We start from the raw sequence: 12,511 nt of genomic DNA, 5'->3' as shown, positions 1-12,511 counted from the left end.
GATTGCAGGAGATGGCGCAAACTCTCTATAGCCGTTTTTGGCTTCGTTTCTTGAAAACAGGCTAAAAATGGCTTTCGTTCAGGCCGGAGAGTTTCCTTTTAAACGGTTTTGTGTAGTTTGCCAGCAAATGTTTTTGCCATGCCCCAGCTTCCCATCACAGATATTCCCATTACTGAAATTCCGGTCTCGGCGCTCATCCCAGCCATTGACATAGTGGGTACGTTCGTGTTTGCCATTAGCGGGACGCTTACCGCGGCCTCCAAGAAACTAGATCCGTTCGGGGCTTCGGTGATAGCCTTTGTCACGGCCTTGGGCGGCGGAACGGTGCGTGATGTACTGTTGGACGTACGGCCGGTGTGGGTACAGGAAGAGAAGCTGCTCATCACGGTTTTTGTCTCTGTGATGGTGACGCTGTTTTTTAGAAAACAAGTGGAGAAGTACCGCAAAACCATGTTCTTGTTTGATACCATCGGGATTGCCCTGTTCACCATCCTGGGTATGGAGAAAGCCTTGCGCATGGGAGTTTCCCCCATCATTGCCCTGGTCATGGGGGTGGTGTCTGCGGTGTTTGGCGGCGTGGTGCGGGACATTCTCTGCAATGACATTCCGCTTATCTTTAGAAGGGAAATCTACGCGACGGCCTGCCTGGCCGGCGGGGTAGCCTATCTATTGATGCGTAAAGCCACCATCTCAGGAGACGTGCCTATCTTGGTAGCCGTGGGCATTATCATCCTAATACGCGTGCTGGCCGTCAAGCTGAAGTGGGCATTCCCTAATTTGAGCTAAGGCCGTTTTTGGGCTCTTTTCTGAAAATCAGCCTAAAAACGACAAAAGGATTAATTACAAAGTGAACCATGGAGCAAACGTCCGCTTGCCCCATGGAGGATGTCAATTCTTTTATCCTTTCTACTTCTTGGCCATGTTCACATGAAAGTTGAAGAACGGGGTCTGCAATTTTCCATACAACCGCACCCAAAGCGGCAGAATCATTTCGGTGCCGCGGGCGGTGGTAATATCGCCTAGGTCAATGATGTTTCTTTCTTGCCACCCAAAGCTTTTCAATAAGTTAGTTACTTGCGTTTTCGCCTCTTGGTCGTTTCCGCTTACAAATACCGTGTGTTCTCCCTCCAATATGGCAGGGTTTACCATAATGGGATTGCTCATGGTGTTCAAGGATTTCACCACTTTTAAGGCTGGATATTTGGCTTGAATCTGCTCGCCCAGGCTTTCAGTATTGGACACAAACAAAGAAGGAGGGAAGCCCTTTGAAAAGTCCAGCGGGTTGGAAATGTCTAGCATGGTTTTGCCTTGCAAGGCCTGCTCGCCAACCGCCTCTAAGCATTGAAACGCTGCATGGCCGTTCATGGCAAACACAATCAAATCGGTCCCCTTTTCTACGGCTTCTTTAAATGGCAGGAGTTCAACGGAAGTGTTTTCTCTGATCCAGGTGCCAATGGCAGGGTTGCCCCAATTATCTGGCTGAGTCTTGTTCAGGCTGTCCTGCACGTTGCGGGTGCCCATGTAAACGGTATGTCCTAAACCAATTAATCTGGTGGCAAGCGCCTGTCCTACAGACCCTGTGCCTAAAACTGAAATGTTCATAATTCTATCATTCGTTAAGCTATCCTTTTTATAGTTGCAAACCTAAGTATAGCCTAATATCTTTGCAATAACTGTCAATTTTGACAGCTCAAACTTTCTTTGTCCATGATTATAGATAATACTGAAATGGTGTTCCAGATGGAGGAAAAACAGTTTCATTGCGCCATGGATGTGACCATGCATTTTATTGGCGGCAAATGGAAAACGGTGGTCCTATGGTATTTGAGAAATGACAAGAAACGGTTCAGCGAGCTTAAGGCCCAGATGCCGCAAATCACCGAGAAGATGCTGAGCATCCAGTTAAAACAACTAGAAGAAGACGGCCTGGTGAACAGAGTAGTGTACGCCTCAAAACCCCCTTTAAAAGTAGAGTATTCTCTCACAGATTTTGGGAAGACCCTATTACCACTCTTACATGAGATTGCCACCTGGGGAAGAAAAACCGGCACCGAGAAAGGCAAGATCATTCAGGTAGAATAAAGGCTTTTTTTACTTCTGCAATTCCCTTCAAGGCTGCCTCACTTATGGAGATTTTCTTCCCATGCATTTTCATAAAACAGCCAAGTAGAGGGTAAGTTAAATGCACCTTATTTGGTAGAAGCCCTTGAGATTTTAAATTTTTAGAGGTAGCTTTAGTATATCAATTACCTTTTAAGCTTTCTTTTAGCAAGGAAACTTCCCCACTTCCTACATGAATCAAACTCCAGAGCAATTATTAAAAGATTTGGAGGCTGTGAAAAGCATAGCCTTGGTTCCTACCATGTTAGAGGTCATCTGCCAGACCACCGGCATGGGCTTCGCGGCTATTGCCAGAGTAACAGATGAAAGATGGATTGCCTGCAGCGTGCGTGATGAGGTGGGCTTTGGTTTACTTGAAGGCGGTGAACTTGAGATTAAAACCACATTGTGCAATGAGATAAGAGACCACCGGCAGCCTATTGTCATTGACCATGTTGCTGAAGATGCCACCTACAAAGACCATCACACGCCCAAGCTATACGGCTTACAAAGCTATATCTCATATCCAATTATTTTAAAATCTGGCGAGTTCTTCGGGACGCTCTGTGCCATTGATGCCAAGCCAGCCAAAGTGAGCAACACCCAGGTGATGGGTACTTTTGCCATGTTTGCCGAGCTGCTGGCCTTTCATCTGCAAAGCCAAGAGTTGCTGGAACGCAGCTACCATACCACCCTTGAGTTGCAACATGATAACCGGGTGCTCACCAATACCAATATTGACTTAGACAACTTTGTCTTCTCAGCCTCGCATGACTTAAAAACGCCTGTCTCTAACCTGACGGCTTTGCTGGAAGCCCTCACAGACGCAATTCATAAAGAAGAGCTTGACCGTGAAGAGATAAGTCAGATCATGGAGTTCATGAAATTCTCTGTAGACCGTTTTGCTGTCACCATTGAAGAGCTTACCACCTTTGCCGAACTAAGCAATGAACAGGAAGAGGCCGCTTTGCAAAAAGTGAATCTCTATGACATTGTAGAGAACGTAAAGCAGGACCTAAGCAAGCAGATACATGAGTCCAACGCCATCATTGACATCGTCTGCGAGGAGCAGTTTGAACTCAAATTCGCCAAAAAAAGCTTTAAGAGCGTTCTACAGAATCTGCTGAGCAATGCCATTAAATACCGGTCACCAGAGCGTTTGCCGCAGGTGCAGGTAAAACTGGGGAAGGTAGACGGGCGAGTGCACCTGTCCGTGTCAGACAACGGCCTGGGGATTCCAGAAGACAAGCAGCAAGAAGTGTTTGCCATGTACAAGCGCCTGCATGACCACGTGGACGGCACCGGCCTGGGCCTATACATTGTCAAGAAGATGGTAGACCACCATCAGGGCGAAATCCATGTGCAAAGCACCCTGAACCAAGGCACTACCTTCACCATTATCTTATAAATCTTGCTTCGTCCTAGCGTGGAGCTTTCAGTTTCTCTCCTAAAAGCAATGGGAAGCCTCTTTAAGCAATTCGTCCGTTTTTGGCCTGTTTTCCAGAAATAAGGCTAAAAATGAGTAGTTCTGGTAAAAACTGCCCTACCTTCTTCATAACCCATTCCGGCGGCGCGCATTATTTTGTATCTTTGCTCTTTGTAACTGATTTCTATGAAGAACATCCGCAATTTTTGCATCATTGCGCACATTGACCACGGTAAGAGTACCCTGGCCGACCGTTTGCTGGAATTTACCCAGTCGGTGACGGAGCGGGAAATGCAGCACCAAGTATTAGATAACATGGACCTGGAGCGCGAGCGCGGCATCACCATCAAGAGCCACGCCATCCAGATGAACTACCATTATAAAGGCGAGGACTACGTTCTCAACCTCATTGACACGCCCGGCCACGTAGACTTTAGCTATGAGGTGTCCAGATCCATTGCCGCCTGTGAGGGTGCTTTGCTGATTGTAGACGCCAGTCAAGGCATTGAAGCCCAGACCATTTCAAACCTGTACTTGGCCATAGGCAATGACCTGGAGATCATCCCGGTCTTGAACAAAATTGACTTGCCACACGCCATGCCAGAAGAAGTGAGCGACCAGATCATAGATTTGATTGGCTGCGAACGCGAAGACATTGTGCATGCCTCAGGCAAGGCCGGCATTGGCATTGACTTAATTCTGGCCGCCATCTGTGACCGCATTCCAGCGCCTAAAGGAGACCCAGATGCGCCATTGCAGGCCTTGATCTTTGACTCAGTATTTAACTCTTACCGCGGTATTGAAGTGTACTTCAGGATTATGAACGGTACCTTACGCAAAGGCGACAAGGTAAAGTTCATTGCCACTGGTAAGCAGTATGAGGCAGATGAGATTGGCGTCCTAAAACTGAACCAGGAGCCGCGCCAGGTAATGGCCGCCGGAAACGTGGGCTACCTTATCTCGGGTATCAAGAATGCCAAGGAAGTAAAAGTAGGGGATACCATCACGCACGCCGCCAATCCAGACACCATCCAGATCCAAGGGTTTGAAGAGGTGAAGCCCATGGTATTTGCCGGTATCTATCCGGTAGAAACCACTGAGTACGAAGAATTGCGGTCTTCTATGGAGAAGTTGCAGTTGAACGATGCCTCTTTAGTGTGGGAACCTGAAACCTCAGCTGCCCTTGGCTTTGGCTTCCGTTGCGGATTCCTGGGCATGCTCCACATGGAGATTGTGCAGGAGCGTCTGGAGCGCGAGTTTGACATGACCGTGATCACCACGGTACCCAGCGTGCAGTTTAAGGCCTTCACTACCAAAGATGGTGAGATTAAGGTGAACGCCCCGTCAGAGATGCCGGAGCCTAACTACATTGATCACATTGAAGAGCCCTTCATCAAAGCGCAGATTATCTCTAAGGCAGAGTTCATTGGTCCTATCATTACCCTTTGTATGGACAAGCGTGGTATTTTGCTAGCTCAGAACTTCCTGACGGCAGACCGCGTGGAATTGGTGTTTGAAATGCCGCTCGCTGAGATTGTATTTGACTTCTTTGATAAGCTCAAGACCATCAGCCGCGGCTACGCTTCTTTGGACTATGAGCTAATCGGGTTTAGAGAGTCGCACATGGTTAAGCTGGACATCATGCTGAACGGGGAGAAGGTAGATGCTTTATCTGCCATTGTGCACCGTGACAAGGCCTATGACTGGGGTAAGCGCCTCTGTGAAAAATTACGGGAGCTGTTGCCGCGTCAAATGTTTGAGATTGCCATTCAGGCCGCCATTGGGCAGAAGATCATTGCCCGCGAGACCGTGAAGGCATTGCGTAAGAACGTATTGGCCAAGTGCTACGGTGGTGATATTTCGCGGAAGCGTAAGCTCCTGGAAAAACAGAAGAAAGGTAAGAAACGTATGCGCCAGGTGGGCAACGTAGAGATTCCGCAGGAAGCTTTCTTAGCTGTCTTGAAACTAGATTGATTTACAAAACCCGATGTGCGAGCATCGGGTTTTTTGTTACTTTCAGTTTATCTTTTCCCGTACTGGCTATGCTCAAAAAGAAGCTTACACTAGCTGCCTGGCTTTTAAATTTTACTGTATTTGCTCTTACTGCCCTCATAGTCAGTTTAGCCTACCAGGTAGTGACTAATACAGAAGGTTTTACAGGTGAAAATGAAGCATGGTGCGGAACCGTGGCCGAAAAACCTTTCTATGATGTATTGTATGTAGAGGAAGTATTACATAATGCAACTGGTAGAACCTTATTTAAAAATAATTGTGAGCCTTGCCATGCCTTTCATGAAGTGGTTGTTGGACCGCCTCTGCATGGTATAATGGATCGTCACTCAAGGGAGTGGGTGTATGAGTTTGTCTTGAATTCCACAGAGATGATTGAAAAAAAAGACTCTTCGTCCGTGGCCATTTATGAGAAATACGCTAGACAGCAAATGCCTTCGTTTACCTTATCCAAGCAAGAGTTAGATTCGTTGTTTGATTATATTAATGCCCAACCAGATTTTCCTGCATTTCCTATAGAATAAGAACAGCATATAATAAGTTGATTGATTCGTTTTTAGCCTGATTTATGGAAAAAAGGCTAAAAACGAATATTTCCTGTAGCAATGGCTCGGCTAGCTTGCCCACAAGGTCCTTTCAGGATGACAAAAGGGGAGGAATAGCCAAATGTAATTTAGCGCATAGCATCAGCAACCAACTATTAACAATCAGCAACCAGCAATTAACTATTTGTCAGGTCATAGATGTCCTTTATTTCAGCCAGGATCTTCTTGAAGTCAATGTTTAAATCAATGATTTTTCCGGTATGCAGGTCAAACACCCAGCCGTGCACCTCGGGGTAGCCGTTCTCCTGGTAGCTTAATTGTAAGGCGGCCGTCTTGATGATGTTGGTGCATTGTTCCAGCACGTTTAACTCTACCAGGCGTTCATAGCGTTTGGTCTCATCTGTGATGGCGTCTAGTTCGGCTTTGTGATGGCGGTACACGTCTCTGATATTACGGAGCCATGGGTTAAGTAACCCCAGATCCTTGGGCTGCATGGCCGCCTTTACGCCGCCGCAGTTATAGTGGCCACAGACAATGATGTGTTTTACCTTTAAATGCCGAATGGCATAATTCAACACTGACATGACGTTGAGGTCTACGTTGTTCACCAGATTGGCTACGTTGCGGTGCACAAATGCCTCTCCAGGTCCTAAGCCCATGATTTCCTCGGCGGTAACTCTACTGTCAGAGCAGCCAATATACAGATAATCAGGGTTCTGATCGGCGGCCAGTTCTTTAAAAAAGTCTTTGTGGTCACTGGTTTTCTGGGCAATCCAGGCCTCATTGTTCTTAAAAATCTCTTGGTACGTAGTCATAAGATATGAGCGTCTTTAGTATGCAGGATCAAATGTACAGATTAGCGCCTTTACACGGCAAGGCATAAAGGCCAGGACAACTTAATTATAAGTATCAAATAGTACATACGCAAGTAGGGTGGTGGCAGGGAAATTACTGAAGATAAAACAAGGCATTTTACAAGAAGGGGTGTACTTTTGGCCTTCGTTTCACCTCTTCCTTTTCTTATCTACATGATTCTCTTAGACGGAAAGAAAACCTCAGAAGCCATTCAAAGTGAAATTGCCGCCGAAGTAGCGGACATCAAAAAACACGGCGGCAAAGCTCCTCATCTGGCGGCCATCCTGGTAGGACAGGACGGCGGCTCCATGACTTATGTCAACAACAAGGTGCTGGCCTGTGAGCGCGTAGGCTTTGACTCCACGCTTTTACATTATGAAGACACCATCACGGAAGAAGAGCTGCTCAACAAGATAAAGGAGATCAACCAAGATCCCAACATAGACGGGCTCATTGTTCAATTGCCTTTGCCCAAGCACATCAACGGCAACAAGGTGCTGGAGGTGATGGACTACAAGAAAGACGTAGACGGTTTTCACCCGGTGAACGTGGGCCGTATGGTGGCCGGCTTGCCAGCCTATTTACCAGCTACGCCCTATGGCATCATGCAGCTGCTGGAGCGTTATAACATTGAAACCAAAGGTAAGCACTGCGTGGTGATAGGCCGGAGCAACATTGTGGGTACGCCCATCAGCATATTAATGAGTAAGTGCACCATTCCCGGTGAGAGTACCGTGACCATTTGTCACCGCAACACGGTCAATCTGCCCATGCACACGCGCATGGCAGACATCTTGATTGTGGCCGTGGGCAAACCCGGCATGGTGACCGCAGATATGGTGAAAGAAGGAGCGGTGGTCATTGACGTGGGCACTACCCGCGTGCCAGACGCCACCAGAGAAAGAGGTTGGAGACTACGTGGAGATGTAGATTTTGAGAACGTGGCCCCCAAGTGCAGCTATATTACGCCGGTGCCGGGCGGCGTGGGGCCTTTGACCATTTCCATGCTCTTGAAAAACACCTTAAAAGCTGCCAAGAAAGAAGTTTACGGGTAAAGATAAGTGCTTAAATTACCCTACACCGGAAAAATTCTATTTAGTACCTTTGTAGCAACCTTTTCTAACTAAGAGAAGGTTGCTATTTATTTTTAGAAATAACCTTGACAAGCCAGGCAACTTACCGCCGGTTCAAATTGTTACCCATTTACAACTCAATCCGTTTTTGGCTCGTTTTCTAGAAAAAAGGCTAAAAACGGAAATTATCACCTTACCGCTTTGGAAGAGATCTTAGAAATAAAAACCGCCTCTGTTCATACTGTCCCTAAAGATGGCACCAAACTGCCGCTCATGGAGCATTTTTATACCATTCAGGGTGAAGGCTATCATACGGGCAAGGCGGCCTACTTCATTCGGCTGGGTGGCTGTGACATTGGCTGCCACTGGTGCGACGTGAAAGAGTCCTGGGATGCCAACCTGCACCCGCTCACTGACACTGATTGGATAGTACAACAAGCCATTCAGTACCCTGGCAAAGCCGTGGTAGTGACCGGCGGAGAACCCTTGCTGTACAATTTGGATTACCTAACCTCAGAACTGCAAAAACGCGGCGTACAAACATTTATTGAAACGTCCGGAGCTTATCCATTAAGCGGTACCTGGGACTGGATCTGCCTTTCGCCTAAGAAATTCAAGGGTCCGCACCCCAACGTTCTGCCACATGCCGGTGAACTAAAGGTGATCGTGTTCAATAAGTCTGATTTTGCCTGGGCAGAAGAGCATGCCGCCCAGGTTGGCCCAGAAACCCGTTTGTACTTGCAGCCAGAATGGAGCAAGGCAGACCAAATAATGCCGTTAATAGTGGATTACGTGAAGGAAAACCCCAAATGGCAGGTATCGTTACAGACTCATAAATTCTTGAACATTCCATAACCCCATGCGTGAGCTTAGACTTCTGATTCTTCTGGTTGGTATTGTAGTTGGTAATGGAGTAAGTAGTAGGGCGCAGCAAGCACAAGGTGGTTCTACCAATGCCAGGGCTCAGAAGTCCTACCAGGAGGGAATGAAGCTGATTGGCAACCGGGAGTTTGAGAAAGCCATTGAGGCCTTTGACGAGGCCATTAAACGAGATTCTTTATATGGAGAAGCGTACCTGCGCGCAGCCGGGCTTACGCGCATTCTGCAAAAACCTGACGCTGCCTACGCTTATTATAAAAGAGGACTGCCCAAACTGCCGGCCACACCGGGCTTAGCACCAGAATACCTCACCTTTGCCGATCTTTCTTTTGACCGGGGGCTGTACAGCCAATCTGCAGAATACTACCAGAAATACCTGGACCTGTCAAAATCAAAAACCTCAAAGCAGAGCCTGCACGCCACCCAGCAGCTTAAGAACGTGGACTTTGCCTTAAAGGCAATGGCTAACCCGGTAGCGTATACGCCTGTGCCGTTAAGCCAGGTGGTGAATGCCATAGGCATGCAATACTCGCCGGTACTCACCGCCAACCAACAGTCTCTTTTATTTACGGCCCGTACGGGCAAGGGCGGGCTGGATGACGAGAACCTGTATCTTTCCTTGAAAAAGAATGGCGAATGGCAATCACCAGAGTCCATCTCAGAAGTCATCAATTCAGAATTGAACGAAGGCGCCGCAACCATTTCAGCAGACGGCAGAGTCTTAGTGTTTACCTCGTGCAACCGGAAAGATTCTTTTGGGAGTTGTGACTTATACATCTCGTATAGAGAGGGGACCACCTGGTCTAAACCGGTCAATATGGGCTCTAAGGTCAACACCGCCGCCTGGGATTCTCAGCCTAGCCTATCTGCCGACGGCAGGACCATTTACTTTGCGTCAAACCGGAAAGGCGGCCTGGGCAGTGAAGACATCTGGGTCACCCACCAGTTAGAAGACGGAACCTGGATGGTGCCCATCAACGCGGGCAGTACCATCAACTCGCCGGGCAGAGAAGCGGCTCCTTTTCTACATGCCAGCAATGCCACGCTCTACTTTGCCACGGACGGAAGGCAGGGGATGGGCAAACTGGATTTGTTTAAAGCAACCAGGTCTGAGAAAGGATGGAACGAGCCTGAGAACATGGGCTACCCATTGAACACGCACCGAGACGAAACGTCAATTTTCATTACCGCCGATAATAAGATGGGCTACTATTCTGGACAGCCAGGCACCACCGGAAATGTGTTGATCGGCCTTTCACAGTTTGAAGTCCCGGCCATCTGGAAAGGAAAGGTCACTAGTAGCTTTGCGCTAGGCACCGTGTATGACGCCGTCACCAAAAAACCAATTGCCGCTCAGGTTCAGGTATATGATTTGGATTCTGCCAGCGTAGTGAGCCAGCAGGTACCTTCAGACAAATCTACTGGTGCGTATACCATTGTAGTGAACCAAGGGCAAGAATATGCCTTGTATGTGACTGCGCCGGGCTACGTACTGGTAAGCCGCCACATCTCCGCGAATGCTACCTCTCAACCCCTGGCATTGGATTTTTACCTGCAGCCTATCAGCAAGGGATCTAAGGCCGTTTTGAGCAACCTGTTTTTTGACACTGGCAAAGCCACATTAAGAACAGAATCGCGCACAGAACTTGATAAACTTTACCAGTTCATGAAAAGCAACCCTTCCCTAAAAGTGGAAATTGCCGGGCATACAGACAATGTAGGCCAGCCTGCCAGCAACCTAAAGCTTTCTGAGGCAAGGGCTCAGGAGGTTGTAAAATACCTGGTGTCTAAAGGCCTTTCGGCGTCAATCTTCCAGGCAAAAGGGTATGGCGAAACCCAACCAAAGGCCAATAATACCACTGAGGAAAACAGACAGCTTAACAGAAGAATTGAACTCAGAATTCTCTAACAGCTCATTAGATACTTTGCAGGTTATGCCATTTTTAGCCTGATTTCCAGAAAATAGCCCAAAAAACAAAAAGGCCCAGATCTCTCAGGGCCTTTTTGTTATGCAATTACTAATGCTTAGCGTTTATTGATGTCTGTGTAGTTGCGCTCAGTGGCACCTGTGTACACCTGACGTGGACGACCAATTGGCTCTTTACCTTCACGCATTTCTTTCCACTGGGCAATCCAGCCTGGGAGACGACCCAAGGCAAACATCACAGTGAACATCTCCGTTGGGATGCCCATGGCGCGGTAGATGATGCCAGAGTAGAAGTCTACGTTAGGGTACAGCTTGCGCTCTACAAAGTATGGATCGTTCAAGGCTGCTTCTTCCAATTCCTTGGCAATGTTCAGGATTGGATCGTTGACGCCCAAGGCAGTCAATACGTCATCGGCGGCTTTCTTGATAATGGTAGCGCGTGGGTCAAAGTTCTTGTACACACGGTGCCCGAAGCCCATTAGACGGAACGGATCGTTTTTGTCTTTTGCCTTCGCAATGAATTTCTTAGAGTCACCGCCATCTGCTTTGATTTCTTCCAGCATCTCAATTACGGCCTGGTTGGCACCACCGTGCAACGGACCCCAAAGAGCAGAAATACCTGCAGACACAGAAGAGTAAAGCGAGGCATTGGCAGAACCTACCAGACGTACAGTAGAAGTAGAGCAGTTCTGCTCATGGTCTGCGTGCAGGATCAACAATTTGTTCAAGGCGCTCACTACCACAGGATTAAGCTCATACTCCTCAGTAGGGTAGGCAAACATCATGTGCAGGAAGTTAGAGCAGTAGTCCAGTTTATTCTTTGGATAGTTAACCGGGTGCCCAACAGAGTTTTTATAAGACCAGGCGGCAATGGTAGACAGCTTAGCCATTAAACGAATAATGGAAAGATCTACCTCTTCTTTGGTCTGGTTAGGGTTCAAGGACTCTGGATAGAAGGCCGTCAAGGAGCTAACCAAGGCAGACAGGATACCCATAGGGTGCGCCGTAGACGGGAAACCGTCTAAAATCTTGCGCATGTCCTCATTTACCAGCGTATGTACTTTAATCTGATTGCTGAATTCATCAAGCTCCGTCTGGGTAGGAAGCGTGCCATAGATCAAAAGATAGGCTACTTCAATGAAGCTGGATTTTTCTGCCAGCTGCTCAATAGGATACCCACGGTATCTAAGAATGCCTTCTTCGCCGTCTAGAAAGGTAATGGCGCTTTCTGTGGCACCGGTGTTCTTATAACCAGAATCTAGGGTGATGTAACCTGTTTGCGCGCGCAGAGCATTGATATCAATGGCTTTCTCATTCTCAGTGCCCTCTACAACCGGGAACTGGTATGACTTGCCATCTAAGATAAGTTCAGCAAATTCTGACATATTACTTTTTTGAGTTTAAGAGTTTGTGTTGCCTTCGTGGGCGAAGTTAAGCCAAAAGCGCCTAAAATGAAAAATGTTATGCATTACTCCCTTTTTAAAAGCAAAATTTTATTCTGGCTACTGGCCTATACGCCTTTTTTAACGATTTGATTAATCAGCCTGCCAATTGCCCATTATAAATGCGTCACCTTGGCATTTGAATCTGATAAGAAAAACCAGTCACCTTCCTAAATGTTAGGGTGTATGATTTCTTATAGGCGGCACCCTTACCCAAGTTTATGCGTAGAGGTGGGGAATCCGTTGCCCAGGCA

Annotated in this window: 11 protein-coding genes; 8 read left to right on the top strand and 3 right to left on the bottom strand. The window is 47.5% G+C overall.

What is annotated here, in order from left to right; all coding sequences use genetic code 11:
- Nucleotides 1-138: 138 nt before the first annotated feature.
- On the top strand, nucleotides 139-786 hold the full coding sequence (locus tag ABD880_RS03715; protein ID WP_345162458.1) for a trimeric intracellular cation channel family protein: 648 nt from the start codon (nucleotides 139-141) through the stop codon (nucleotides 784-786).
- Nucleotides 787-906: 120 nt separating this feature from the next.
- On the opposite strand, the gene ABD880_RS03710 is transcribed toward ABD880_RS03715, so the two are convergent.
- Complete coding sequence (locus ABD880_RS03710; RefSeq protein WP_345162456.1) at nucleotides 907-1,602, bottom strand: NADPH-dependent F420 reductase; 696 nt, start codon at nucleotides 1,600-1,602, stop codon at nucleotides 907-909.
- Between the two features lie 105 nt (nucleotides 1,603-1,707).
- Here ABD880_RS03710 and ABD880_RS03705 point away from each other — a divergent pair, with 105 nt between their 5' ends.
- The 4 genes from ABD880_RS03705 (at nucleotide 1,708) to ABD880_RS03690 (ending at nucleotide 6,060) form a co-directional block, all read left to right on the top strand.
- The gene (locus ABD880_RS03705; RefSeq protein ID WP_345162454.1) at nucleotides 1,708-2,082 is read left to right on the top strand and encodes a winged helix-turn-helix transcriptional regulator; all 375 of its coding nucleotides are present in this window, start codon (nucleotides 1,708-1,710) and stop codon (nucleotides 2,080-2,082) included.
- A 211-nt stretch (nucleotides 2,083-2,293) separates the two neighbouring features.
- Entirely contained in the window at nucleotides 2,294-3,508 is a 1,215-nt protein-coding gene (locus ABD880_RS03700) for a sensor histidine kinase (RefSeq protein ID WP_345162452.1), read from the top strand.
- A gap of 204 nt (nucleotides 3,509-3,712) precedes the next feature.
- Nucleotides 3,713-5,500, top strand: a complete 1,788-nt coding sequence (lepA, locus tag ABD880_RS03695; protein ID WP_345162450.1) for a translation elongation factor 4 — start codon at nucleotides 3,713-3,715, stop codon at nucleotides 5,498-5,500.
- Between the two features lie 68 nt (nucleotides 5,501-5,568).
- Entirely contained in the window at nucleotides 5,569-6,060 is a 492-nt protein-coding gene (locus ABD880_RS03690) for a c-type cytochrome (protein ID WP_345162448.1), read from the top strand.
- Nucleotides 6,061-6,257: 197 nt separating this feature from the next.
- On the opposite strand, the gene ABD880_RS03685 is transcribed toward ABD880_RS03690, so the two are convergent.
- On the bottom strand, nucleotides 6,258-6,896 hold the full coding sequence (locus ABD880_RS03685) for a carbonic anhydrase (protein ID WP_345162446.1): 639 nt from the start codon (nucleotides 6,894-6,896) through the stop codon (nucleotides 6,258-6,260).
- A 213-nt stretch (nucleotides 6,897-7,109) separates the two neighbouring features.
- On the opposite strand from ABD880_RS03685, the gene ABD880_RS03680 reads away from it, so the two are divergent.
- The 3 genes from ABD880_RS03680 (at nucleotide 7,110) to ABD880_RS03670 (ending at nucleotide 10,797) form a co-directional block, all read left to right on the top strand.
- A complete protein-coding gene (locus ABD880_RS03680) occupies nucleotides 7,110-7,991 on the top strand; it encodes a bifunctional 5,10-methylenetetrahydrofolate dehydrogenase/5,10-methenyltetrahydrofolate cyclohydrolase (RefSeq protein WP_345162444.1) in 882 nt (293 codons plus the stop codon).
- Nucleotides 7,992-8,282: 291 nt separating this feature from the next.
- The gene (locus ABD880_RS03675) at nucleotides 8,283-8,864 is read left to right on the top strand and encodes a 7-carboxy-7-deazaguanine synthase QueE (protein WP_345164109.1); all 582 of its coding nucleotides are present in this window, start codon (nucleotides 8,283-8,285) and stop codon (nucleotides 8,862-8,864) included.
- A gap of 4 nt (nucleotides 8,865-8,868) precedes the next feature.
- Nucleotides 8,869-10,797, top strand: coding sequence for an OmpA family protein (locus tag ABD880_RS03670; protein ID WP_345162442.1), 1,929 nt, complete (start codon nucleotides 8,869-8,871; stop codon nucleotides 10,795-10,797).
- A 116-nt stretch (nucleotides 10,798-10,913) separates the two neighbouring features.
- On the opposite strand, the gene ABD880_RS03665 is transcribed toward ABD880_RS03670, so the two are convergent.
- Nucleotides 10,914-12,200 (bottom strand): citrate synthase, encoded by a 1,287-nt coding sequence (locus tag ABD880_RS03665; protein WP_345162440.1) that lies wholly within the window; start codon nucleotides 12,198-12,200, stop codon nucleotides 10,914-10,916.
- Nucleotides 12,201-12,511: the final 311 nt, after the last annotated feature.

It is taken from the genome of Nibribacter koreensis (assembly GCF_039541795.1).
GTDB lineage: Bacteria > Bacteroidota > Bacteroidia > Cytophagales > Hymenobacteraceae > Nibribacter > Nibribacter koreensis.
This window is presented reverse-complemented; position numbering and strand designations above follow the sequence as displayed.

Coding starts and splice junctions, on each gene's coding strand:
- ABD880_RS03690 (WP_345162448.1), top strand. CDS start 5,569: ATGCTCAAAAAGAAGCTTACACTAGCTGCCTGGCTTTTAAATTTTACT.
- ABD880_RS03675 (WP_345164109.1), top strand. CDS start 8,283: ATGGAGCATTTTTATACCATTCAGGGTGAAGGCTATCATACGGGCAAG.
- ABD880_RS03680 (WP_345162444.1), top strand. CDS start 7,110: ATGATTCTCTTAGACGGAAAGAAAACCTCAGAAGCCATTCAAAGTGAA.
- ABD880_RS03665 (WP_345162440.1), bottom strand. CDS start 12,200: ATGTCAGAATTTGCTGAACTTATCTTAGATGGCAAGTCATACCAGTTC.
- ABD880_RS03685 (WP_345162446.1), bottom strand. CDS start 6,896: ATGACTACGTACCAAGAGATTTTTAAGAACAATGAGGCCTGGATTGCC.
- ABD880_RS03700 (WP_345162452.1), top strand. CDS start 2,294: ATGAATCAAACTCCAGAGCAATTATTAAAAGATTTGGAGGCTGTGAAA.
- ABD880_RS03715 (WP_345162458.1), top strand. CDS start 139: ATGCCCCAGCTTCCCATCACAGATATTCCCATTACTGAAATTCCGGTC.
- ABD880_RS03670 (WP_345162442.1), top strand. CDS start 8,869: ATGCGTGAGCTTAGACTTCTGATTCTTCTGGTTGGTATTGTAGTTGGT.
- ABD880_RS03710 (WP_345162456.1), bottom strand. CDS start 1,602: ATGAACATTTCAGTTTTAGGCACAGGGTCTGTAGGACAGGCGCTTGCC.
- ABD880_RS03705 (WP_345162454.1), top strand. CDS start 1,708: ATGATTATAGATAATACTGAAATGGTGTTCCAGATGGAGGAAAAACAG.
- lepA (WP_345162450.1), top strand. CDS start 3,713: ATGAAGAACATCCGCAATTTTTGCATCATTGCGCACATTGACCACGGT.